14 protein-coding genes are annotated in these 23,279 nt (G+C 65.4%); 5 read left to right on the forward strand and 9 right to left on the reverse strand.

Features of this window, described 5'->3' with window-relative positions; translation table 11 throughout:
• Positions 1 to 60 precede the first annotated feature (60 nt).
• The 6 genes from J7I12_RS10355 to J7I12_RS10380 all read right to left on the reverse strand — a co-directional run bounded on the left by J7I12_RS10355 (position 61) and on the right by J7I12_RS10380 (position 7,902).
• Positions 61 to 3,198: a multidrug efflux RND transporter permease subunit gene (locus J7I12_RS10355; protein ID WP_302548989.1), complete on the reverse strand. Its 3,138-nt coding sequence runs from the start codon at positions 3,196 to 3,198 to the stop codon at positions 61 to 63.
• Between the two features lie 63 nt (positions 3,199 to 3,261).
• Positions 3,262 to 4,569, reverse strand: a complete 1,308-nt coding sequence (locus J7I12_RS10360; RefSeq protein WP_302548991.1) for an MdtA/MuxA family multidrug efflux RND transporter periplasmic adaptor subunit — start codon at positions 4,567 to 4,569, stop codon at positions 3,262 to 3,264.
• Positions 4,566 to 6,062: a sensor histidine kinase gene (locus J7I12_RS10365; RefSeq protein ID WP_303192732.1), complete on the reverse strand. Its 1,497-nt coding sequence runs from the start codon at positions 6,060 to 6,062 to the stop codon at positions 4,566 to 4,568. Before J7I12_RS10365 ends, J7I12_RS10360 begins: the two co-directional genes overlap by 4 nt.
• On the reverse strand, positions 6,062 to 6,790 hold the full coding sequence (locus J7I12_RS10370) for a response regulator transcription factor (RefSeq protein WP_130958004.1): 729 nt from the start codon (positions 6,788 to 6,790) through the stop codon (positions 6,062 to 6,064). Before J7I12_RS10370 ends, J7I12_RS10365 begins: the two co-directional genes overlap by 1 nt.
• Complete coding sequence (locus J7I12_RS10375; RefSeq protein WP_130958003.1) at positions 6,765 to 7,214, reverse strand: YgiW/YdeI family stress tolerance OB fold protein; 450 nt, start codon at positions 7,212 to 7,214, stop codon at positions 6,765 to 6,767. Before J7I12_RS10375 ends, J7I12_RS10370 begins: the two co-directional genes overlap by 26 nt.
• Positions 7,215 to 7,488: 274 nt before the next feature.
• Positions 7,489 to 7,902: a NirD/YgiW/YdeI family stress tolerance protein gene (locus tag J7I12_RS10380; RefSeq protein ID WP_165450917.1), complete on the reverse strand. Its 414-nt coding sequence runs from the start codon at positions 7,900 to 7,902 to the stop codon at positions 7,489 to 7,491.
• A gap of 119 nt (positions 7,903 to 8,021) precedes the next feature.
• On the opposite strand from J7I12_RS10380, the gene J7I12_RS10385 reads away from it, so the two are divergent.
• The 3 genes from J7I12_RS10385 (at position 8,022) to J7I12_RS10395 (ending at position 9,852) form a co-directional block, all read left to right on the forward strand.
• Positions 8,022 to 8,291 carry a hypothetical protein gene (locus J7I12_RS10385; RefSeq protein WP_242621235.1) on the forward strand — a complete coding sequence of 90 codons (270 nt, stop codon included), beginning with the start codon at positions 8,022 to 8,024 and terminating at the stop codon, positions 8,289 to 8,291.
• Between the two features lie 97 nt (positions 8,292 to 8,388).
• Complete coding sequence (mbfA, locus tag J7I12_RS10390; RefSeq protein WP_118229725.1) at positions 8,389 to 9,345, forward strand: iron exporter MbfA; 957 nt, start codon at positions 8,389 to 8,391, stop codon at positions 9,343 to 9,345.
• Between the two features lie 306 nt (positions 9,346 to 9,651).
• Positions 9,652 to 9,852 (forward strand): twin-arginine translocase TatA/TatE family subunit, encoded by a 201-nt coding sequence (locus J7I12_RS10395; RefSeq protein ID WP_118229724.1) that lies wholly within the window; start codon positions 9,652 to 9,654, stop codon positions 9,850 to 9,852.
• 218 nt (positions 9,853 to 10,070) lie between these two features.
• Here J7I12_RS10395 and J7I12_RS10400 read toward each other — a convergent pair whose 3' ends face one another.
• Entirely contained in the window at positions 10,071 to 11,000 is a 930-nt protein-coding gene (locus tag J7I12_RS10400; RefSeq protein ID WP_303192730.1) for a hypothetical protein, read from the reverse strand.
• 266 nt (positions 11,001 to 11,266) lie between these two features.
• Between J7I12_RS10400 and J7I12_RS10405 the strand changes: the two genes are divergently transcribed.
• Both J7I12_RS10405 and J7I12_RS10410 read left to right on the forward strand, forming a co-directional pair.
• The gene (locus J7I12_RS10405) at positions 11,267 to 12,283 is read left to right on the forward strand and encodes an NAD-dependent epimerase (protein ID WP_118229723.1); all 1,017 of its coding nucleotides are present in this window, start codon (positions 11,267 to 11,269) and stop codon (positions 12,281 to 12,283) included.
• Positions 12,280 to 14,439 carry a peptidase U32 family protein gene (locus J7I12_RS10410; RefSeq protein ID WP_303192729.1) on the forward strand — a complete coding sequence of 720 codons (2,160 nt, stop codon included), beginning with the start codon at positions 12,280 to 12,282 and terminating at the stop codon, positions 14,437 to 14,439. Before J7I12_RS10405 ends, J7I12_RS10410 begins: the two co-directional genes overlap by 4 nt.
• A 160-nt stretch (positions 14,440 to 14,599) precedes the next feature.
• Here J7I12_RS10410 and J7I12_RS10415 read toward each other — a convergent pair whose 3' ends face one another.
• Positions 14,600 to 15,775, reverse strand: coding sequence for a glycosyltransferase (locus tag J7I12_RS10415; RefSeq protein ID WP_302413123.1), 1,176 nt, complete (start codon positions 15,773 to 15,775; stop codon positions 14,600 to 14,602).
• A gap of 92 nt (positions 15,776 to 15,867) precedes the next feature.
• Positions 15,868 to 22,830: a VCBS domain-containing protein gene (locus tag J7I12_RS10420; protein ID WP_487125679.1), complete on the reverse strand. Its 6,963-nt coding sequence runs from the start codon at positions 22,828 to 22,830 to the stop codon at positions 15,868 to 15,870.
• Positions 22,831 to 23,279: the final 449 nt, after the last annotated feature.

A 23,279-nucleotide genomic window follows, 5' to 3' on the forward strand; every position in this document is an offset into this window, starting at 1 on the left:
CGCGCCCTTCCTCGCGGTTCTTGCGGCCGTTGTCGGGCGTTGCGCCGCGCGCCGTGTCATTCACGGTCGCGCCTCCGGGGCTTCCAGCCCGTCTGCGTCGCCCGCTGCGTCCGTCCGGGGCAGGGCCGCGCCCCGGCCTCGCAGCCGACGGCTCAGACGGTCAAACCAAAGGTAGACCACGGGCGTGGTGAAGAGGGTCAGCACCTGGCTTACCAGCAGCCCGCCCACCATGCTCACGCCCAGGGGACGGCGCAGTTCCGCGCCCATGCCCCAGCCCAGCATGAGGGGCAGGGCCCCCAGCAGGGCCGCCAACGTGGTCATGAGAATGGGCCGCAGCCGCAGCAGACAGGCCTGCCGGATGGCCGCCAGGGGCGTTTTGCCCTCGCGTCGTTCGCCCTCCAGGGCGAAGTCGATCATCATAATGGCGTTTTTTTTGACGATGCCGATGAGCAGGATAATGCCGATAATGCCCACCACGCCCAGCTCCATGCCCGCCAGCATGAGGGCCAGCAGAGCCCCGATGCCCGCCGAGGGCAGGGTGGAGAGGATGGTCAGGGGATGGATGTAACTTTCGTACAGCACGCCCAGTACAATGTAGACCGTGACCACGGCGGCCAGAATAAGCCAGAGCTGATTGTCCGTGGAGGACAGAAAGGCGCTGGCTGCGCCCTGAAACTGGGTGCGCAGGGCCGCGGGCAGGCGGAGTTCGCGTTCCTCTTCCTGCACGGCGCGCACGGCTGCGCCCAGAGAAGAGCCCTGCGCCACATTGAAGGAAAGGGTGGCCACGGGGAACTGCCCCTGCCGGGCCAGAGCCAGCTGCACGGGGCGCTCTTCCACCTTGGCGATGCTGGTGAGGGGTACGGGCTTGCCGTCCCCGCCGGTAACGTAAATATGCTCCAGATCCTGCGGCGTGCGACGGAAATGTTCTTCCGTTTCCAACACCACTTTGTATTGGTTGGTCTGGGTAAAGATGGTGGAAATGAGCCGCTGGCCCAGGGCGTCGTAAAGGGCGTTGTCCACATCATCCATGTTGATGCCCAGGCGTCCGGCGGCGTCACGGTTGATTTCCACCCAGGCCATGCGCCCGGGGGGCAGGTGGTCGCTGGTGACGGTGTCCAGTTCCGGCCGCCGCTGTAAGGCTGCTGTCAGTTTCGGCGTCCAGGCTTCGAGCTGTGTACGGCTGAGGGCCTCTATGGTGAACTGGTACTGGCTGCGGGCCACGCGGTCTTCAATGGTCAGATCCTGCACGGGCTGCAGATACAGGCGCACGCCGGGCAGGGCCGCGGCCCTGGCTGCAATGCGCCGGGCAATGGCCGGTGCGCGGGCGTCGCGCTCGTCCAGGGGTTTGAGGGCGATGCTCAGGCGCGAGGTAGCCGGGCTTTGGTTTACGCCGTCCACGCCCACAAAAAAGACCACGTCGGCCACGGCCGGGTCCTGCAGGATGCTCCGGGCCAGGTCGCGCTGCCGCTCGGCCATGGCCGCGAAGGAGGTGTCCTGCGGAGCCTCGGCCAAACCCTGGATGACGCCCGTATCCTGCACGGGGAAAAAGCCCTTGGGCACGAGCGTATAGAGCAGGGCTGTGAGCGCCAGCGTGCCTACGGTGACGGCCAGGGTCAGGCCTTGATGGGCCAGCACCCAGTCCAGCCGTCGCTCGTACCAGGCCAGCAGCTTGGGGAAAAAGCCGCCCTGGCCTGCGGCCTGCGCCTCCGGCCGCAGCAGTACGGCGCAGAGCATGGGGGTGAGCGTGAGCGAAATGACTGCCGAAATGAGGATGGTGACGGCCAGGGTGACGGCGAATTCGCGGAACAGCCGCCCCACCACGTCGCCCATGAAAAGCAGGGGAATAAGCACCGCCACCAGGGAAATGGTCAGAGAAATGATGGTAAAGCCGATTTGCCCCGCGCCAATGAGGGCGGCCTCCCGTGGTTTGTGTCCTTCTTCCAGATACCGGGCGATATTCTCAATGACCACAATGGCGTCGTCCACCACAAAACCCGTGGCGATGACCAGGGCCATGAGGGTCAGGTTGTTGAGCGAAAAGCCCGCCAGATGCATGACGCCCAGCGATCCCACCAGCGAAAGGGGCACGGCCAGGGCCGGAATGAGCGTGGCCCGGCCGTTGCGCAAAAACAGCCAGATAACCCCGATGACCAGGCCGATGGAAAGCAGCAGCTCCAGCTGCACGTCGTGCACTGTGGCCCGGATGGTCACGGTACGGTCCGTGACCACGCGCACGTTGACGTGGCCGGGCAGGGTCTGCTGCAGCACGGGCAGCAGGCGCAGCACGCCGTCGGCCACGCCAATGACGTTGGCTCCGGGCTGTCGCTGCACCGAAAGCACGATGGCTGGGCGAAAATTTCCGCCTTCCCCAGCCACATAAGCGGCCAGGCGGGCGTTTTCCGCCCCTTCCACCACCGTGGCCACGTCCTCCAGGCGCAGGGGAGCGCCGTCCTTGTAGCCGATGATGGTGCGGCCGTATTCCGTTGCCGAGGTCAGCTGGTCGTTGGCGTCCAGGGTGCTGGCGCGCTCCGGCCCGTCAAAGCTGCCCTTGGCGTCGTTGACGTTGGCCTTGTCTATGGCCGTGCGCACGTCGGCCAGGGTCAGGCCCGCGTGGGCCAGAGCGCGGGGGTTCACCCGCACCCGCACTGCCGGGCGCTGCCCGCCCGAAAGGGTTACCAGACCTACGCCCGGCAGCTGCGAAATTTTTTGCGCCATGCGCGTGTCCACCAAGTCTTCCAGCCGGGTAAGGGGCATGGCGTCGCTGGTGACGGCCAGGGTCACCACGGGCGGGTCCGCCGGGTTGACCTTATTGTACACGGGGGGCGTGGGCAGGTCTGAAGGCAGCAGATTGTCCGCCGCGTTAATGGCCGCCTGCACCTCCTGTTCGGCCACATCCAGCGCTGTGGTCAGGTCAAACTGCAGAGTCACCACCGAAGCGCCGGCTGTGGACTGCGAATGCATCTGCACCAACCCCGGCATGGTGCCGAACTGCCGCTCCAGCGGGGCCGTGACCACCGAAGCCATGACGTCCGGCGACGCGCCGGGATACAAGGTCTGCACCTGAATGGTGGGGTAGTCGATCTGCGGCAGGGCCGCTACGGGCAGATAGCGGTAGCCCAACAGCCCCGAAAGCAGCAGGGCCGCCATGAGCAGCGAAGTGGCCACCGGGCGGAGAATGAAAATGCGCGAAAAATTCATGCGGGTTCCGGGGTAAGGTGCGGGACGATGGAATTTTTGTGGAGGAGGGGCGGCGCGGCCGGTTTAACTGCCTGCACTTTCCCGCTGTTGCGCAGGCAGAACAGGCACGGCTTCGGCCTTGGGCGTGTCCACACTGGCCGCCACGCTCACCGTGCTGCCGTCGCGCAGCCGGTCCAGTCCGTCCACTATCACGGTTTCGCCGGCGGCCAGCCCCTTTTCCACTACCGTCAGACTGTCCGTTGTCAGACCCACGGTAATCAGACGCAGACTGACCGTGCCCGTCGGAAGGGCGGCTGCCGGTTTTTGACCCTTGGGGGCGACAGCGGAAGTCTGCGCGGCGGCCTTGGGGCCGGAGGCGGTTGCGGCGGCCGCGGCGTTCAGCACATAAACGTAGCTGCCGCGCGTGCCCAGCTGCACGGCGGAGGCCGGTACGGTAACCGCTTCGGGCAGCACGCGCGCCAGCAGGCGGGCATTGACAAACTGGTTGGGGTAGAGGGCTTCCGCCACATTATCGAAACGGGCCTTGAGCTTCACCGTGCCTGTGGAGGCGTCGATCTGGTTATCCAAAGAAATCAGCCGCCCCAGGCCAAGACAGGTTTTCTGCTCTCTGTCCCAGGCCTGCACGGGCAGGGGGCCGGAACCTTCCTGTTCGCTGCGGCGCAGAGCCTGCACCACCAGGGGTACCTGGCTTTCGGGCAAGGTAAAAACCACGTCGCAGGGGCTGACCTCGGTAATGCGTACCAGCCCCTCGGTGGAAGAGCTTTTGATCATATTGCCTTCGTCCACGTTGCGCAGGCCCAGCCGGCCCGACACCGGGGCCGTGATGCGGCTGTATTCCAGCTGCAGGCGGGTCGAATCTGCGGCGGCTTTGTCCGCCGCCACCGTGCCTTCGTACTGGCGCACCAGAGCGCGCTGGGTTTCGTATTGCTGGGCCGCGATGAAGTCCCCCTTGGAGAGCTGGGCGTAGCGGCGTAGGTCCTTGCGGGCATTGTCCAGCTGCGCCTGGTCCTTGGCCAGAGTGCCCAGGGCCTGATCCAGAGCGGCCTGGAAGGGACGCGGGTCAATTTCCGCCAGCAGCTCACCGGCCTTGACGCGCTGGCCCTCGGTAAAGTGCAGACGCAGCAGCTGCCCGTCCACCCGGCTGGTCACCAGCACGTCGCTGGAAGGCAGCACCGTGCCCAGCCCGTTGCAGAACTGGGGCACGTCCTGCGCCAGGGCCACGGCTACGCGCACCGGAGCCGCGGCTATGGGCGCGCCCTGACGGCCGCCGCTGGAGAGCAGCCGCCAGCCCGCCAGGGCCAGAACGACCAGAAGCAGGACGGCCAGCCGACGACGTGAACGGGGGAAACAGGACGGTAAAACAGGACTCATGCGAGAGGTTCTCCTTGAGGCAGGGGCCCGAAGCTGACGCAAAAGACGGCTTCTTCCGGCCCGGCGGGCAGCAGTTCCAGCCGCCAGTGCAGACGTTCACAGGCGCGCAGGGCAAGAGAAAGCCCCAGGCCGTGGCCGGCAGTATCCCGCCCTGTGTGGCCGTGTCGTGCGCCGCGCGCAAAAACATCCACATCCGCCGGGATGCGGCCGCGGTTGCGCACCAGCAGCGTTGTAGCCGTAAGGCTGACGGCGGCGCGATTATCTTCTGTGTACTTGCAGGCGTTGTCTAGTAGATTTTTAAAGATAATGGTTGTCAGATCTCTGTGCCCCCAGACCCGTACCGCCGGGGCCAGGGCTGCGCAGACCTGTACGGGCGCGCGCTGTGCGCTGCGGGCAAGCGCATTGGGCGAAAGCGGCGGCCGCGACGGCGAAAGCCCGCCCGGCAGCCCGTGGGCGGCGGAATCTGCAGCGTCGCGGACCGGCACACTCCCGTCAACGTCGGGGGGTGCCGGAATAGATTCCAGGCGCAGCAGTCCGTCTTTTTCCATGCGGTGCAGCAGTCCGCACAGCAGGGCTGTGGCGTCCAGTTCCCGGCACTCCAGCTCTTCCGGCCGCCGGGCCAGCAGCAGCAGGGTGCGCACAGTGTGGGCCATGCCTTCGGTGGTGCGCGTCAGCCGTCGCAGGGTGGGCATAAGTGCGGCGCTCTGGGGCAGGGCCGCCAGACGCGGTTCCAGAATTTCCAGGCCGCCCTGCAGCACGGTGAGGGGCGTGCGCAGCTCGTGGCTTACGTCACCGGTAAAATTGCTTTCCCGCCGCACATAGCTGCGCAGGGCCGCCTCGCGCGCGGCCACGGCCCTGGCCAGCACGCCCACCTCGTCATGCAGCTCCGTGCAGGGCACGGCGGGTGTCTGTGTTGCTCCGTCGTGCAGCAAGGCTTCCGGCGGGCGGGCCTCCACGGCGGCGGTAAGTTCGCGCAGGGGCGCGGTGAGGCGGCGGCTCAGCACCACGGCCAGCGCCACGGCCAGGCCCAGACCCGCCAGCGCGCAGAGCAGCAGCGCGCCGGTGAGCTTTTGATTGAGTGCCGCAAACACGCCCACCTCGCCGCTGAGGGCGTAGATGACGTTGTCGCGCCGCGCCACCAGCACGAAGTCGCGGCTGTTTTCAGTCAGGTGCAGACCGTCGGGCAAGGCGCGCCAGGGGTCGGGCACTTCTTTGCCTACCAGAAAACGCCAGTGCATGACGGCGGCCAGATCTTCGCCGTAGTAGAGTTTTTCGCCGCCGCGATCTTCGGCTTCCCAGGCGCGGCGTTCCGCCTCCATGAGGGCGTCCATGACCGGCCGGGTATGCCAGGCCAGCAGCGCCGTGCCCAGAGAATCAAAGGAAAGGCGTCCGGCCAGGCCCAGCGCCGCGCCCATGCTCAGGGCCAGAAAGACAAAGGCCGCCAGCAGGCGACGGCGGATGCTGGCGCGGCGTGGGCGGAAAGCGACAGACATCAGGCTGTCCCCTCCGTGTCCTCTGTTGCTTCGTCATCGGCATCCAGGCACAGACGGTAGCCCATATGGGGCAGGGTGTGCAGCAGGGCGGCGGCAAAAGGTTTGTCCAGTTCGCGCCGGAGTTCGTGGATGTGGGTGCGCAGGGCGCTGCCTTCGGGCGGCGCATCGCCCCAGAGGAGGTTTTCCAACTCCTGGCGGCGCACCAGGGCCGGAGCTGCGCGCAGCAGTTCCGTCAGGATGCGGAAGCCCGTGGGGCTCAGGCGCAGGGGGCGGCCCGCGCGTTGGGCCCAATGTTCGGCCGTGTTGAGCTGCACGTCGGCATAGGTCCAGACTGCGCCGGCAACCTTGCCCGCCTGCAGCCGACTGCGTCGGAGCAGGGCGCGCACGCGGGCCGCCAGCTCTTTGAGGGCAAAGGGTTTGACCAGATAGTCGTCTGCTCCGGCCTCCAGGCCCAGTACGCGGTCGGCCACGGTATCGCGGGCCGTGAGCATGAGCACGGGCAGGGTCTGCCCATGCTCTTCCCGCAGGGCGCGGCAGAGGGCCAGACCGTCCATGCCTGGCAGCATGACGTCCAGAATCAGGCAGTCAAAGCGCCGTTCCAGGGCCATGGCCAGGCCCGCGCGGCCGTTGCGGGCGCAGTCCAGCTCATAGCCCAGGGGCTCCAGGTAGGCATAGAGGTTGGCGAGGATATCCTCGTTGTCCTCAACGAGCAGCAGGGTGTCGGGCATGGCCGGGGGCGTTTTCCTGTCGGGGCTGGACGGGGGGCAGGTCCGCGTCCGTCACCGGGCCCAGAATGGTGAGGCTGTCCACCTCCACCGTATTGGGGCGTTTGCGGTTCCAGTCCACATGGCCCTGCAGGCGGATTTTGTCCTTGGGCGTCACAGTAGACTGGCCGAAAACCGCGTTTTCGATTTCCACTACCACCTGGCCGCTGCGGTCTTCAAACAGATAACGGTGCTTACGCCGGGGCAGCTTTTCCACCAGGCGGCCTTCCAGCACGCAGGGGGCATCGTCCTGCGCATTGAGCACGTCCACGGCGCGGGTCACCGCCGGGGCCACGCCTGGCCCTTCAAAGCCTGCGGCTTGGGCGGGCGGGGAGCAGATTGTCAGCGCCAGCAGGGCCAGCAGGGCGGCAAGGGCTGTTCTGGGCATGGGGCCTCCTTGTAAAACAGTTTGCCTTTGAAAACAGACATAGGCAAAGTTTGCGTCATGTTCATTGCGGCGCGCGCCGACCTGAATGCGCGGCGTCGGCCTCTGTGCCGCGGGGACTGGCGCACGTCGTTGCCGGAGCGAGGTTATGATGAACAGGCCCCGGCAGATGCGGCGCAGCGCTGGGCGGGCGGGTTTGCCCGCCCGCCCAGGGAATAACGGCGGATCGGGCCCCTCCGGGCCTGCAGAGACCCGGAGGGCGCGAAGGGCGGCGGTTTTACAGGGGCTGCACGCTGTGCGCCACCATCACAGGGGTAGTTTTGTTTTTGACGCGCAGCACGCCCGCCAGGCGCACTTCGCTCTGCAGGGCCGGCACGGCCGCGCCTTTGAGGGCTTTTTTGCCCAGCGCCACGGTTACGCGGCCGGTGGCGTCCTCAAAAACATACTGCACTTTTTTGCCGGGCACTTTTTCCACCAGGCGTCCGGTAACGCGCATGGGGGTTCTGTCGCCGGAAGCAAGGGCCTTGGCCACTGTATCCACCGGGGCTTTTTTTGTCACCCCTTTGGTTTTGGCGGCTTTGGTTTTGTGGGGCGCGGCGGCGGCGGGAGCGCCCGTGCTGTCGGCAGCGACGGCATAGGCGGCGGGAGCGGCCAAGGCCAGGGTCAGAAGCAGAATCCACAAATAACGCATGGTGTGTCCTCCTGGAACAGGCATAGAGTTTAGGCAGTGCGGGCAAAAGCACTGTGGGGGCCACCATGCGCCCCCCCGTGTCAGCAAAGCGTTAAGGCGCTCCTCACGCCGACGTTCTTGTGAAAAGATCGCAACACTGCTATCTTGCGGCCATGAAAGAGCTCGATCCCCATACCATCCGTCCTTGCCTGGCCTGCGGCGGCACCGACGTGCACCTGGAGTCCATGTTGCCGCCGGGACGCCGGCAGGAAGTGTGGCGCGTGGTCTGTTCTTGCGGGCAGACCTCGCAGCAGTGGTCGGTTTCGCAGGGGGCGGCCATCCGCGCCTGGAACCGCAACCTGGCCAGCGGGCACGATGCGGGCAGTCTGCACACGCCCGAAAAAGCCTGACCAACCCCGGCCCCGGCGGGGCGAGCTCTTGGGACTGTTGCCCCCTGCGGGAACAGCCATCCCCCGACCCTGAAGCCCTGCGGCGGAGCTGCGCGCCATGAAAAAATTTTCAGAACTGAGCGAGGCGGAAATCCTTGCCCTGGCCATCAGCCTGGAAGAAGAGGACGAGCGTATCTATGCGGACTTCGCCGCCGCCCTGCGGGAGGACTTCCCGGCCACCGAGGCCGTGCTGGCGGGCATGGGCGCGGAAGAAACCGTGCACCGGCAAAAACTCACCGAGCTGTTCCAGAAAAAATTCGGCGGGCACATCCCGCTGATCCGTCGGCAGGACGTCAAAGGCTTTGTGCAGCGCAAGCCCTTGTGGCTGGTGCGTCCGTTGGGCCTGGAGGCGGTGCGGCGCTTCACGGCCTCCATGGAGCTGGAAACCCGTCAGTTTTATGAAAAGGCCGCATCCAGAACCGCAGACCCGGATATCCGCCGCCTGCTGGACGACCTGGCGCAGGTGGAGAGGCGACACGAAATCAACGCCGAGCGCCTTTCCGACAAATACCTGAACAAGGACGCCAGAGCCGTGGAAGCCGCGGCCCAACGCCGCCTGTACGCCCTGCAGATCATCCAGCCCGGGCTGGCCGGGCTCATGGACGGCAGCGTTTCCACCCTGGCGCCGGTTTTTGCGGCGGCCGCGGCCACGCACGATTCCTGGCAAGCCTTTCTGGTGGGCCTGGCCGCCTCCCTGGGGGCGGGCATCAGCATGGGCTTTGCCGAGGCCCTTTCGGACGACGGCAGTGTTACCGGCCGCGGCCACCCCTGGGTGCGCGGCCTGGTCTGCGGCCTTATGACCACGCTGGGCGGCATAGGCCACACCCTGCCGTTTCTTATCGGCAACTACCGGGCGGCGCTCATGGCGGCGCTGGTGGTGGTGGCGCTGGAGCTGGCCGCCATTACCTGGGTGCGTTCCCGCTTCATGAACACGCCCATTGTTTCCGCGGCCCTGCAGGTGGTGCTGGGCGGGGTGCTGGTCTTTCTGACCGGACTGCTTATCGGCAACGCCTGAGGGCGCACAAGAAAAAAGCCTTTGCACTGGTGGTCGTTTTGGCCTAACACTAACCCTAAGGTGTCCCTGGCGGCCCGCAGCTTTGCCGCTGGCCGATTTGAGAGCAGATCAGCTTTGAGCGTATCCATTCAAAGTTCAAAGTAAAAGATGCGTCCGCTTCAGCGCGTAACTGCAACTACATTGCGCGTATGCCTTTGCGGAGGACGTCTGCTTCGGCAGCTGCCAGGGCAATTTCACTGTGGAATTGCTTCAGGGGATGTCTTGGGACCGACATACCGCGAAAACGCTCGGAAGGGGGGGCGTATCATGTTAGATTTCTTCAGCGTACCACATTTGCTGTTGGTAATGGTTATAGCCATGATTCTGTTCGGCACCAAAAAATTGCCGGAAATCGGCGCCGGTCTTGGCCGGGCCATCCGGGACTTCCGCCGGGCGGCCAGTGAGCCTGACACGGTGGACCTGCCCCGCCGGGAAAGCAAGGCCGAGGACGTGGGCCGCGACAGCTGAGCCCGGTGACCTGCCGGAAACAGAACGCCATAAAAACACGGCGGCTACGTCCTCAGAGGCATGGCCGCCGTGTTTTTATGGCGTTTCCCGCGTGGTTTGTCGCTTGTGGTAAAAAGGACGCTGGCCCTGTCGGCGTGCCCGCGCAGGCCAACAGGGCTGCAACCCGCGCGGCGGGTTCTTTACACGCCATGGCCCACGCGGGCTCACGGTGAAATTGTTCAGTCCTTGCGCGGCGGGGCCACTTCCGCATCCACGATGTCTTCATCGCTGTCGGGGGACGCGGTGGCGTTTTGCGGCCCGCCTTCCGGTCCCGAATCCGGCTTGCCGTCCGGTTCGGAGCCTGGCCCTGTGTCCGGGTCGGCGGCGTCCGCGCCCTGGGGCAGGGCGTGGGCGTCCAGTACCTGCGCGTTCAGGGCCAGGCGCTGTTCCTGGTTTTGCGGCAGGGGCACGCAGCCTTTGTCCACCAGCACAATGCCCGTGCGTTCCAGCACCTGGCGGCGGTAGGCGTATTCTTCCTGCATCTTATGGTGCCGGTAGACAAACCAGCGGTGCACCAGGTAACAGACGGCCAGCAGGGCCGCGGCGCTGCCAGCTATCCAGGGGATATACGGCGTCAGCGCGCCGCCCATGCGCACCAAAGCCGTAAAGGCCCCGTCCACAAAAAACAGCCCCGCACCCAGCAGCAGGATGCCCAGCAAGAGCACCACCGTGGGCGCATTGCGGATAATGGCGTAAAACCGTCGTAGGCGTTCGGGCACCTGCGCCTCGTCCGCATCGCCCCCGGCTTCTTTTGCGGCTGGCGCGGCGTCTTCCCGGCCCAGAAAGCGCGCCACCCAGGTGCCGGAAAGGTGCACCAGCAGCATGAGCCCCACCGGGGCCAGCACGGCCGCCACGGCCCAGCCCAGCCAGGGAAAGCGGGCCAGGGGCGGGCCGCCCGGAGTTTCTGGCGCGGCGTGCATGACCCCGTAAAAAAAAGACACGCCGCCCACGGCCAGTTCCACCAGAAAAATGGCTACCATCAGATAGAGCAGGGCGTCTTTGTACGGCCCGGCGTACCAGGCCAGCCGCCCACGGCCGGCGCGGGGGCCTGCTCCGGACCGGTCGGCAAACTGGGCGGCTGGCCGCCCGTTATGGTCAGATTTGCGCATGCGTTCCCTCACGAATAGGCAGCATACGTTGCCGCGCGCCGTCCCGCAAGCCCCGGACCGCCCCTTGCCCGCAAGGCGCATCTGGCTTACCGTGCGCGCAGACGTGGGGCGTTGCAGCCTTGAGCCGAGCGGACGGCTGCGTGAGCTGACGTCCGCCGTGCAGCCGTAGCGCGGTTTGCCCGGCGGATAAGCGTCGGAGTGGGGTCTTGTCCTTGCAGATATACTTCCGCAACGGCAAGCGGGGCCAATGGAATGGAGGACACAGCATGCATGTACTTGTGACGGGCGCGGCGGGTTTTATCGGCTACCATCTCTGCCGGCGGCTGCTGGCCGACGGGCATACGGTGGTGGGGCTGGACAACTGCAACGACTACTATGACGTGCAGCTTAAAAACGACCGCCTGGCGCAGCTGGCGGCACTGCCGCAGGCCGCCGGTTTTCGCTGCGTGCGGGGAGATTTGGCCGATGGCCCGGCCCTGGCCGCGCTCTTTGAACAGGAAGGCTTCAGCCATGTGGTCAACCTGGCCGCCCAGGCCGGAGTACGCTACAGCCTGCAGAATCCTGAGGCCTATCTCAATGCCAACCTGCTGGGTTTTGGTCACATTCTGGAGGGCTGCCGCCGTCACAAGGTGGAGCACCTGGTTTTTGCCTCCTCGTCCTCGGTCTACGGGCTCAACGCGGCCCAGCCCTATTCTGTGCGCCACAATGTGGACCATCCCGTAAGCCTGTATGCGGCCAGCAAAAAAAGCAACGAACTCATGGCCCACGCCTACAGCCATCTGTTCCGCATTCCCTGCACGGGGCTACGCTTTTTTACGGTTTACGGCCCCTGGGGCCGACCGGATATGGCCCTGCACCTGTTTACCACGGCCATTTTGCGCGGCGAACCCATCAAAGTTTTCAATGCGGGCCGCATGCGCCGCGATTTTACTTATATCGACGACATTATTGAAGGCGTGGCGCGCATCCTGCCCCAGGCCCCCGGTCCGGACCCGGATTTTGACCCTGCGGCCCCCAACCCGGCCAGCAGCTCCGCGCCCTGGCGCATCTACAATATCGGCAACAACCACACGGTGGAGCTCAACGACTTCATCGCCACCCTGGAAGACGCCCTGGGCCGCAAAGCCGTCAAAGAGCTGCTGCCCATGCAGCCCGGCGACGTGGCCGCCACCTGGGCCGACATTGACGACCTAACCGCCGCCACGGGCTTTGCCCCCCATACGCCTCTGCGCGAGGGCATTGCCCGCTTTGTGGCCTGGTACCGGGAGTACTACAGATCATGACCCTCCAAAGCGCGCCCCTCCTGCCCGTTCCCACGCCGGAGCGCCCCGAAATCCTCGCCCCGGCGGGGGATGTTCCTTCCTTTCTGGCCGGGCTGGCCGCCGGGGCGGACGCCATCTATCTGGGGCTCAAAAATTTTTCTGCCCGCATGCAGGCCGAAAATTTCGGCCTCACCGAACTTTCGCGCCTGACGGACCTGGCCCACGCTTCGGGCGCGCGCGTTTATGTGGCCATGAACACCTTGCTTAAGCCGGACGAGCCCGCCCAGGCCTTCCGGCTGGCGGCCCGGCTGGCCCGTCAGGTGCGGCCCGACGGCCTGATCATCCAGGATCTGGCCCTGCTGGATCTGGCCCGTCAGGCGGGCTTTGAGGGCGGGCTTTTTCTCTCTACCCTGGCCAACCTCACCCATCCGCAAAGTCTGCTGGAGGCTCGCGCTCTGGGGGCCAGCCGGGTTATCCTGCCGCGTGAACTCTCCATTGACGAAATCCGCCTTATGGGCGCGGCCTGCCCCGAAGGGCTGGACCTGGAGTGTTTTGTTCACGGCGCGTTGTGCTACTGCGTTTCCGGGCGCTGCTACTGGTCCAGTTATATGGGCGGCAAAAGCGGCCTGCGCGGTCGCTGCGTGCAGCCCTGCCGCCGGGTCTACCGTCAGGGCGGGCAGGGCACGGCCCAGGCCCTGATCCGCCAGGCCGCGCCCGATGCCCTTGCGCGCGGCCGCCGCCCGGACGGACGTCCTGAGCGTGAGGATGTCCGGTCCCGGCGCGAGGCCCCCCGCCGTTCTCCCCGCGCCGCTTCCCGGCCCGGCAAAGAACACGAAGGCCGTTGGTTTTCCTGTCAGGATCTTTCGCTGGACGTGCTGGTCAAAACCCTGCGTGACGTGCCCCACTTGGTTTCGTGGAAGATTGAGGGCCGCAAAAAAGGCCCCCATTACGTCTACCATGCGGTTACGGCCTACCGGCTGCTGCGCGACAACCCCGGCGACCCGCAGGCCCGCAAGACAGCGGAGGAGATCCTCCAGTGGGCCCTGGGCCGCCCCGTCACCCGCGCGCGTTTTTTGCCCCAGAAGGACAACGCCCCCACAGCCCCCGACGGCCAGACCAGTTCCGGCCTGCTGGCCGGCAAGGTGCGCATAGAGCCCGACGGCAGCGTGCTGCTCAAACCCTATTTTGAACTGCTGCCCCAGGACTATCTGCGGGTGGGCGTGGAGGACGAGCGCTGGCACGCCACCCTGCCCGTGACCCGCCGCGTGCCCAAGGCCGGCAACCTCACGTTGCGGCTAGCCAAGCACAAGACCCCCAGGGCGGGCACGCCGGTCTTTCTGATCGACCGGCGCGAAGCGGAGCTCATGGCCATACTCAAAACCTGGCAGGCCCGCCTGGAGGCCCTGCCAGGACGCCCCAGCGCCCCTGTGGAGGCCCTGCCCGTTCTGCCGCGACCCGTAAAACCCGCACCTCGGCCGGATATGTTTGTCCACGCCAGCCAGCCCCAGGGCAGGGAGCGCGGCCGCGGCCGCAACGCCCTCTGGCTTTCCCCCCGCAGCGCGGAAATTTCCCGCACGCTCATTTCCCGCACCTGCTGGTGGCTGCCGCCGGTCATCTGGCCCGAAGAGGAGGCCCCGCTGCTGCGCGCCATCCAGCGCCTCTGGCGCGACGGCGCACGCCAGTTTGTCTGCAACGCCCCCTGGCAGCGTGGTCTTTTCCCCCAGGATCTGCCGCCGGAGGCGGACCTCATGGCCGGGCCCTTCTGCAACTGCGCCAATGCTCCGGCCCTGGGCCTGCTGGCCCGCATGGGCTTTACCGCCGCCTTTGCAAGCCCGGAACTGCCCCGCGAAGAGATGTTGGCCCTGCCCGCCCAAAGCCCCCTGCCCCTGGGCGTGGTGCTTGCGGGCTTTTGGCCCGTGGGGCTGAGCCGTTTTCCTCTCACGGGGGTCAAGGCCAACGAGCCCTTTTTGAGTCCCAAGGGCGAACCTTTCTGGGCCCGGCAGTACGGCGGCACGCTCTGGATCTATCCCGGCTGGCCTCTGGATCTGACAGCCCAGCGCTCCACCCTTGCCGCCGCGGGCTACAGCTTTTACGCCCATATGGAAGAAAATCCGCCCGCGTCCCTTCCGGCTTTGCGTCGTCCGGGGCTGTTCAATTGGGAGGGGAGTTTGCTGTAACGCACGGCGGCAGAGCAATTCCATTGGCAAATTGCTTTGGTGGCCGCTGACGCGACCACCAGGACATGGCCATGTTGCAATGCCCTGGCATGCCAGGTTCTTTTTCTGAAAAATGTCGGCTTGAGTGCGGGGGACTGCGGCGTGCTGTCTCCCGCACTTTTTATTGCGGCTTTTGTTCCCGCGCCCAGCGGGCATAGGCCTCTTGCAGGCGGTTGAGCTGGCGGGGCAGCTCGGTGCGCAGGGCGCAGTAGCCTTCAATACTGCGGCGGGCCTGGCGGCGAAGGGTGGTCATGCCGGGCAGGGCTTCGAGCAGGTCGCCCACCCAGGCGGCCAGTTTGTCCGGTGCAGCGTTTTGGAAGAGAAAGCCGTTCTGGCCGTGGCGCAGCACTTCGCGTACGGCGCCGGTATCCGTGGCCAGTACGGGCAGGCCGCAGGCCATGGCTTCAAACAGGCCGGAGGAGAGGGTCTGGGAGGAGTTGCAGTAGACGTAGAAGGTGGAGGCTCGCAGCAGGTCGCGGTATTCCGTGCGGGGGACGTAGGGGAGCAGCCGTACCCTGGGGGAGCGCAGGGCGGCCTTGAGCGGGGCCGGGCAGCCTTCGGGCAGGGGTTCGCTCAGGGAAGCCAGCAGGGCCACGCGGCAGGCGGGCCGCCGCTCCAGCAGGTCCGGCAGGCCTGTGAGCATCTGCAGGAAGGCCTGGGGCGATTCCATGCCCCGGCCGGAAAACGTGATCAGCTCTTCCGTCGGGGCGGGGGTGCCGGCGGGCCGGGGAGAAAAAAAACCCGTGTCCACGCAGCGGGGCCAGACTTCCAGCCGCTGGGCCAGAAAATCGGGGTAGCGGGTGCGCTGCCAGTCTGTGGAGGTAAAGGCCAGGTGGCTTTCGCCCAGGGCCGCTGCCTGCAGAAGGTTGCCCACGGCCTGGGGGGCGAAGGCTGCCGCGTGCGGCGTGGTGTACCATTCGCCATAGACCACAAAAAAAGCCTGAGGAAACAGGCCCCGCGCCAGCATGCCGTTGCCGTGGGCGGCGGAGCAACAGAGGATTTGCGGCTCCCAGCCTGCGGCGCGCAGCCGGGCCAGACGACGGGCGGCATCGCGGGCGCGGGCAGCGGCCCGGTCCAGCAGACGGCCGGCCAGGGCCACGCCGTAGGGGTCTTCTTCCGCCTCCTGGAGGCGGCGCAGGGGGGCATCGCGCAGGTCCAGGTGGCGCACGCCGGGGATGCGCGCTTCGCGTCGGCCGTGGGCCGCGGCAAAGACGACCTCGTGGCCGGCGGCAGCCAGGGCTGCGGCCAGTTGACCAAACTCGCCGGGGAAGACGTGACTCACAACCAGAATGCGCATGTAAACTCCTCTGCGGCTGGGGCCTGAACAGCATGTAGGCCGGGGAGCCAGCCTCCTCCGGCCGTCCTCTTCTTGTTGCTCAAGGTGAGGGCTTATCCGCCGGAATCCGAGGTGATGATCTGGATGGCGTGGTTTACCGTGTCCTCGCTCACGCTGGCGGAATGCGCCACACTGATGTGCAGGTCGGCGGCGATATTGACAAAGGTATGTCCTTCACCTTCCACAGCCTTCCAGCTGCTGTCAAGAACTATTGTCGCCTTGCCGTCCGCGTCCTGCAAGGTGATGCCCACATGTTCCAAAGCCGTCATGCTGGTGAGGCTGGCGGTGTCGTCCGTGGCGGTGCCGCCGTGGTCGGTGATCAGGGCGTCGATGTTTTTGATCTTGCCCGCAGCAAACAGGCTGTCCAGATCGCCCGGGGCGCTTTTGCCCACCAGAAAGTCTATGCCTTTGCCGCCGTCCGCCAGGGCGTCGTCAGGATCGTAGCGCAGGATATCGTTGCCCGCGCCGCCGTGGAGCGCATCCGCACCCGCGCCGCCGTCCAGGTAGTCGTTGCCGTCGCCGCCATAGAGGCTGTCGTTGCCCGCGCCGCCGTCCAGATAATCATCGCCGCCGCCGCCGTAGATGAGGTCATCGCCGCCGCCGCCGTAGATGAGGTCGTCGCCGTCGCCGCCGGAGATAATGTCGTCGCCGCTGCCGCCGGCGATGCTGTCGTTGCCCGACCCGCCGAAGAGCAAATGCGGTTGCCCGTCGTTCAGGTCTGGCGCGCTGGGCAGAGCAGGGTCCAGATGCACCGTGTAGGTGCCGTTGGCGCTGGCCCCGTGGCTGTCGCCGGCGGTATAGTTGAAGGTTTCCGTCAGGTCATTGCCGGCGGCGTGGGCCTGGGCCAGCTTGAGAAGACCTGCGGGGCTGGTATCCAGGGCATAGACATACGCGCCGGCAGTGGCGTCATAATAGAGGCTGCCATAGTGACCATTGAGGCTGCTGGTAATCGTGCAGGTCAGCGTATCATTCTGGTCCGGGTCAGTGGCGAGGTCCGTATAGGCGACGGACACGCTGGCCGTCTGGCCAGGGATAAGGCCGTTGAGCGCCAGGGTGCTGGTGGGGTCAAGGGCCGTGGGGGCGTCGTTGGCGCCCACCAGGTTGACGGTGATTTCCCGCGCGGGGGAAGTGGCCGTGGCCGAGCCCGAACCGTCGTTGGCTGTGACCGTGAAGGTTTCCGTGGCGATTTCGCCCGCGCCCAGGGCGTCGCTGGTCAGGGTATAGCTGTAGGTGCCGTCCGCATTGAGGGTCAGCGTTCCGTACAGGCCCGCCACCTCAGCCGGGGCGGCGTCTTTCTGCGCCACCTCCCTGCTTTCACCGCTTTCAGCGTTGCTCACGGTAAAGATAAGGGTATCGCCATCCTTGTCGTAGGCCGTGAGGCTGCCTTCGGCCTTCTGTCCGTCCTGGTCTTCCCGCACGGTGAGCACGGTGTTGACGCTGAGCTCCGGGGCGTCGTTGGCGCCGGTGACGGTAACGTTGACGGGCACGTCAATGTATTGGCCGTGGGCGTCCGTGGCCTGGATGTGGAAGGCGTCCGTGGCGGTTTCCCCTTCCTTCAGGCCCTGCACGGTCGGGTCGTTGTTGTTGAGGTCATAGACGTACTTGCCACTGACCGGATCGATATAGAGCGTGCCGTACTGCCCCTGGGCCACAATGCCCGCGCCGTTGAAGTCGCCGTCGCCCGCCACGACCTTGTAGCTGAGGTTGTCCAGCCCCTGGTCATCGCTGAACAGCTCGCTGAGGCTGTGGGACCATTGGGTAAGGCCGTCTTCAGTCACGTCCTCGCTGGTGGGCGCGCCGGTGAGGATTTCCGGCCCGTGGTTGGTGCCTTTGATGCTAATGGGAATTTCTTTTTGCGAGGACGCGCCGTGCTCGTCCGTCACCACTACGGTGAAGGCATCATGCAGGGCGTCCCCTGCGGTAATATGCCTGCCGTCTGTGACCGTATAGGAGTAGGAACCATCCGGATTGAGGGTTACCGTACCGTGAGCGGTATTGATTGTTCCGTCGCCGTCCGTATCGCCCTTCAGGCTGTAGGTCACGCTGTCGCCCGCATCCACATCCGTGGCTTTGACGGTGCCCGCATGGCTGAGATCCTTGATGGATGCGGCGGCCGCCACCTCTTGCAGGGTGAAGCCGTCGGCTTGGGTAATGACCGGGCTGTCGTTGGTGCCTTGGATGGTGACGGTGATGGGCACGTTCTGCGGCACGCCGTTGAGCATGACCGTAAATTCCTCGGTGAGGGTATCGCCTGCGTTGAGGGCCTGGACGGCGTCGCTGGCGTTGTTCAGAGTATAAACATACTGGCCCGTGGCCGGGTTGACGGCAATGTAACCGTACTGGCCCTGCAGGCCTTGCACCTGGCTGCCGCCAGCCCCCTGAACGCCGAATTCCGTATTGCCGGCCGCGGAGCCGTCGGGTTTCTCGGCCTGCAGTTGGCCCGACGCCGTGACTGACGGGCCTGCAGTGCCCAGGTGGGGGTTCCAGTCCGTGCCGTTGTCTTCCTGTACGGAAGGGGCCAGGTCGCTGTCAGGGGCCATGACCCGCACGTCCGTGCCGCCGCTGCCGGGGTTGGGCGTGATGTTGATAGTGATGATCTGGGGGTCGGACTGTGCGCCGTGCTGGTCCACGGTTATTACTGGCACCGTGTCCTGCGCGTTGTCGGGGATGTCTGCCTCGTTGTTGAGGTAATAGGTGTAGTGGCCGGTTTTGGGGTTTATGGCAATGGTGCCGTACTGGGTACTGAGCTGCTGGACCTGATTGCCGCTGCTGTCCAGAAAGGCGTAGGTGCGCGTGTCGCCCGTATCCACGTCCGTACCCGCCACCGTGCCGGTGAAGACCACGCCGGGGGCGTCCGTGTCCGTCCATTGGGTCGGGTCTGTTTCAAAGGCGTTCTGCTTGACTGCGCCGGTCAGGGTACTGGCGTCCACAGCAATGACCGGCTTGTCGTTGGCGCCGGTGACGGTAAAGGCCACATCCTTGCTGATTGTTGTGCCGTCCGCGCCCGTGACTGTCACGGTAAAGGTGTCGGTCACGCTCTGGCCCACGGCCAGCGACTGCACGGCATCCTTGTCGTTAGCCGTGAGGGTATAGGTATAGCTGCCGTCGGCATTGACCGTGAGCGTGCCGTAGGTTCCCGTGCCGCCGCCGGACCAAGTGCCCTTTGCGCCGTAGTTTTCCGCATCGCCGTAGTCTGTGGTGTCCAGACCGAAGCTGCCCGTAACCATGGGGTCGTCGGTCGGGTTTGGCTCCGGCCTGACCATTGCGCCGTTGTCTTCCTGTACGGTGGTCTTGCCCGTGGTGATGACCGGGGCGTCTGCCACGCCCGTGATATTGATGTGCAGCGTGCCGTCTGTGTAGGCGTTGTGCTGGTCCATGATGCGGATAGGGAAGGCTTCCTTGTTCAGGTAGTCCTGCGCCGCCAGGCTGTCGCCTGCGCGCAGGGCCTGCAGGGCCGCCGTATCCGTAAGGGTATAGGTGTAGTGGCCGTCCTTGGTCAGAGTAAGGATACCGTAGTTGCCCTGCATGACCTGCACCACGGTGCTGCCGTTCACCAAGCCGTAGGTCAGGCTGCTTGCAGCGTCGTCCGCATCCGCGCCCGCGAGTGTGCCGTTGACCGTACCTTTGGCGCTGTCTTCGGTAAGGGTGGCCTCACTGGTGAATTCCGTGACCTTGGCGCCCGTGCCGTCCACAAAATACGGGCGGTCGTTGGCTCCGTGGATGTGGACCTCCAGGGGCTGGGTGGCGGGGGCTTCTGCCGCGTCGTGGCGCGTGTCGCGCGCGGCCAGGGTAATTTTGTCCACCAGCCCCTGCCCGGCCTGCAGGCCGTTGACCGCGGCATTGTCATTATGGAGGCTATAGCTGTAGGCGGCGGAGAAGGAGCCGTCGCCGTTGTCCGTAATGGCGGTGATGGTCAACTCGCCGTAGGCCATGGACAGCGTGCCGCCCACAGCGATGGACGTGAACTCGCCGTTTTGCAGGACGCCGAACTGCAGGTCGGCCACGCCGGTGGCGTCCGTGGCGTGGATGGTGAAGACGCCCGCCGGAGAAGCCGTGGCACTGGCGTTGTTGGCGTCGTTTGTGCCCAGCAGCATGCCGTCTTCCGTCACCTGGGCCACCATGATATCCTTGTCGCCGGCCACAAGCGCGTCGTTCGCGCCCTTGATCTGCACGGTAATTTCTGTGCTGTCGTAGGCTCCGGCCTTGTCGCGCGCCACTACGGGTATGGTGATGCTTTTTATGCCGTCGCTGTCGCTCAGGGCCTGCACCAGATCGGAATCGTTATACAACGTAAAAGTGTACGCGCCATTGCCGCTATTGATGCTGATTTTGCCGTAGCAGGCGTTGTAGTCCCCCTGGGCAGGGCTGAGCGCCAGATTGCCCGAACCATCGTCTTTTACATACAGGGTTGTAACAACGTTCTGACCGTCCTCCACCTTGAGCGTCAGGCCATAGGAAACGGCGTCGCCGCCGGGGGTATCCGCGTCCGTTGCGACAACAGCCCCCGTGATTTTATAGGAACCGCCGTCTTCGGCAACAAGGTCGTGCCCGTTGTTCCAGCCCCTGTCTGTAATTTCCGGCTGCTCGTTGCTGCCTTTGACCGTCACGGTGAGGTGCCCCTCCGTGACGGCGTGGACGGCTTCAGCGGGCTGCCCGTTGGCGTCAAAGGTTTTGCTGTCCGTAACCAGGGGGGTAAAGGCAATGGGGGCGGTTTTGCCTTCGGCCAGGGCGTTGACGCCCTGGGCCGCGTCCTCCAGGGCAAAGGCATAGCTGCCGTCCGCGTGCAGGGTAAGCGTGCCGCAGAAGCTGCCGTCTGTGGGCTTTTCGCTTACAATTTCGTAGCCCTTGCTGAGCACGTTGCCGGTGGCCTTGAGGTAGACGGTCACGTCGCCATTGACGGCGAAATGGTTGACGCCGTCCGAGGTCTGGATGCCGTAGGTGAGGGTGTCGCCCGCGTCCACGTCCGAGGCCGCAAGGCTTCCCTCCGCCGCAAATTTGTGCTCGGCAAAGTTGGGATCGGCTGCTGTGGTTGCAGTTGTCGCCGTGGTGTTTTCCTCTGCGTGCAGTTTGTTGTCAGTCTGCTTGTAGTAGAGGCCGCTTTCCTTGACTGTCAGGTTCTGGATGCTGTCAAAGGTGGGCGCGTCATTGGCCCCGTGGATGGTCAGGGTAATGGCGTCGTGGCTGTAAGCCCCGTACTGGTCCACCACGGCTACGTTGAAGTCCACGCTTTTGCTGTCGCCCGTGTCCATTTTCTGGACCACGTCGGCCGTGTCGTCCAACGTGAACGTGTAGGCGGCGGAGCTGCCGGAGCCGCTGATTTTCAGCTCTCCGTAGCAGTCTGGCCCCTTGGTGTCCGAGAGCCTGAGGCCGTCGCCGTCCTTGAGCACATAGAGCGTGTCGTGCAGGGTCGCGCCGTCAAGCCCGGCGGCGTCGCCGCCCAGAGCCAGGCCATAGGCCAGGTGGGCTGTGTCGCCGCTGTCCGCGTCCGTGCCCGCCACTGTGCCGGAAACGCTGTTGACGCCTCCGCTGCCGGCGTCTTCAGTGCTTTCCAGTGCGTCGCCGCTGATGAGCTCCAGGTGGGGCTGGTCGTTGCTGCCCCAGATGGTGATATTGATGCTGCCGTCCACGGCCGCGCCGCCCTGGTCCGGACGCAGGTGGTTTGTATCCGTATCGCTGACGCCGTAACTGTCTGTGACTGTGGGGGTAATGGTCACGTCCACGCGCGCGCCTTCGGGCAGCCTGTTCACCAGGCCGTCCGGGCTGTTGTCCAGATCAAAGCGGTACTGACCCGTGGCGGTATTGAAGTAGAGCTTGCCGTAGGCCGTGTCGATGACCTTGTCGTAGGCGGCGTGCGCCGGGTCGGCGGCGGCATTGTCCGCCGCGCCGCTGTAAGACGTGCCGTCGATGTCCACGGATTGTATCCCGTACGTGAGCGCGTCGCCCTGGTCCGGGTCCAGCGCCTGGATCTGCCCTGCGGCGTAGGTGCGGTGCTGGTCGCCGCTCAGTGCGCCGTTAGGGTCGGTCTGGCCCGCGTTCAGGGTGCGGTCGTTTTCGTTGCCGTGCAGGGCGGCGGGGTCGCGGTCCTTCGTTCCGTATGCGCCGGAAAAGACGCCCCCTTCCTTGAGGTTGAAGTCGTCCACGTGCTGCACGTCCGGCGCGTCGTTGGTGCCGGTGACGTGCACGGCAATGGACTGGGTGATGGTGTGCCCCCGGCCGTCGTTCACGTCGATAAAAATGTGGTCTGTGACGCGCTGGCCTTGGGCCAGGGAATCCGTAGCGCCGTAAGGGCTGTTGTCCAGCGTGTAGGTGAAGTTGTAGGTAATGTCTGAACCGCCGCCCACAGGGGTGATGACCAGGGTGCCGTACTGGCCCTGAACCGTGGTGACGCCGTTAATGGCCACGGTTTTGCCCGCTATGCGCACCACGGCGGTCAGGGCGTCGCCGTCGGCGTCGCTGATGTGGAAACTGCCGCTCTGGCTGGGTACGCCGGGGTCGCTGACGCCGGGGGCGGGCTCACCCGCCTCGCGCAGGCTCAGGCTCAGGGTTGCGCCGCCGGTGCTCAGCTCCGGTTCGTGGTTGTACAGACTGCCGTAGGTCCAGAGGTCCGAGGAAGGCTCGCCGCCAAAGGCCGTGCGGTAGTCCAGCGCGCCCAGGCGCCAGGTGCCGCCTTCCAGCGCGCTGTCGGCATAGTCCTGGTAGCGGCCTCCGCCCGTGGCGTTGGCTGCGGGCCCAGCGGCGGGGATGAGGTCTTCGTCGTTGAGTGCGGCAAAAAATTCCTCGCCGGGGACGGACGCGCCGTCCACACTGAACTCCGGTAAGGTTTCTTTGGTGACCACCTTATAAAAATCGGTAAGGCTGACGCTGCCGCCATCCGCAAAGCCGAAGACAAGATTGTCTCCCTGGCGGAACAGGGTGGCGTCGTCAGGGGCGAAGTCCAGAACAATGCGGCTCTGGGCCTGTGCGGGGATGGCTGCCTGCTGTCCGGCCGCGGGGCGGGCAAGGATGATGTCTGGCATGGGGGCTCCTATGGGGACGCCGGAAGCGGCGTCGGCACGGCGGTTGCGTCAGGGGCAACCGGATTGTTTACGCTGTGGCGATGGGGGGCTGCAAAGGCAGCGGGAGGCGCAGTCAAGCCCTGCCGTTTGCGTGGCGCAAAACGGGAAGCCCTCTGTTCGGGAGGGGACTGGGCGACAGCGTCATAGTGGGGAATAAGGACGCAGACAGCCCTGCGCCGCCAGGAGGCGGAAACAGGGCCGAGGTGACCGGAGAAGCCGGGCGTGCCGGCAAGAGGCTAAACATACACACAGTAAGCTCCACAGTGCGGTTGTCCCGACCATCCTGGTCTGGGCGGTTCTTTGTGCGCACTGCTGACCTGGCTGTGCCTTCTCCTCTTCAACCGTGAAAAGGTTGCTCCAAAGCTCTGTAATTATGATTACGTATAAGGAGATATTTGTCAAGTGTGGGG

The organism is Desulfovibrio diazotrophicus, from assembly GCF_902498985.2.
In the GTDB taxonomy this organism is placed as follows: Bacteria; Desulfobacterota; Desulfovibrionia; order Desulfovibrionales; family Desulfovibrionaceae; genus Desulfovibrio; species Desulfovibrio legallii.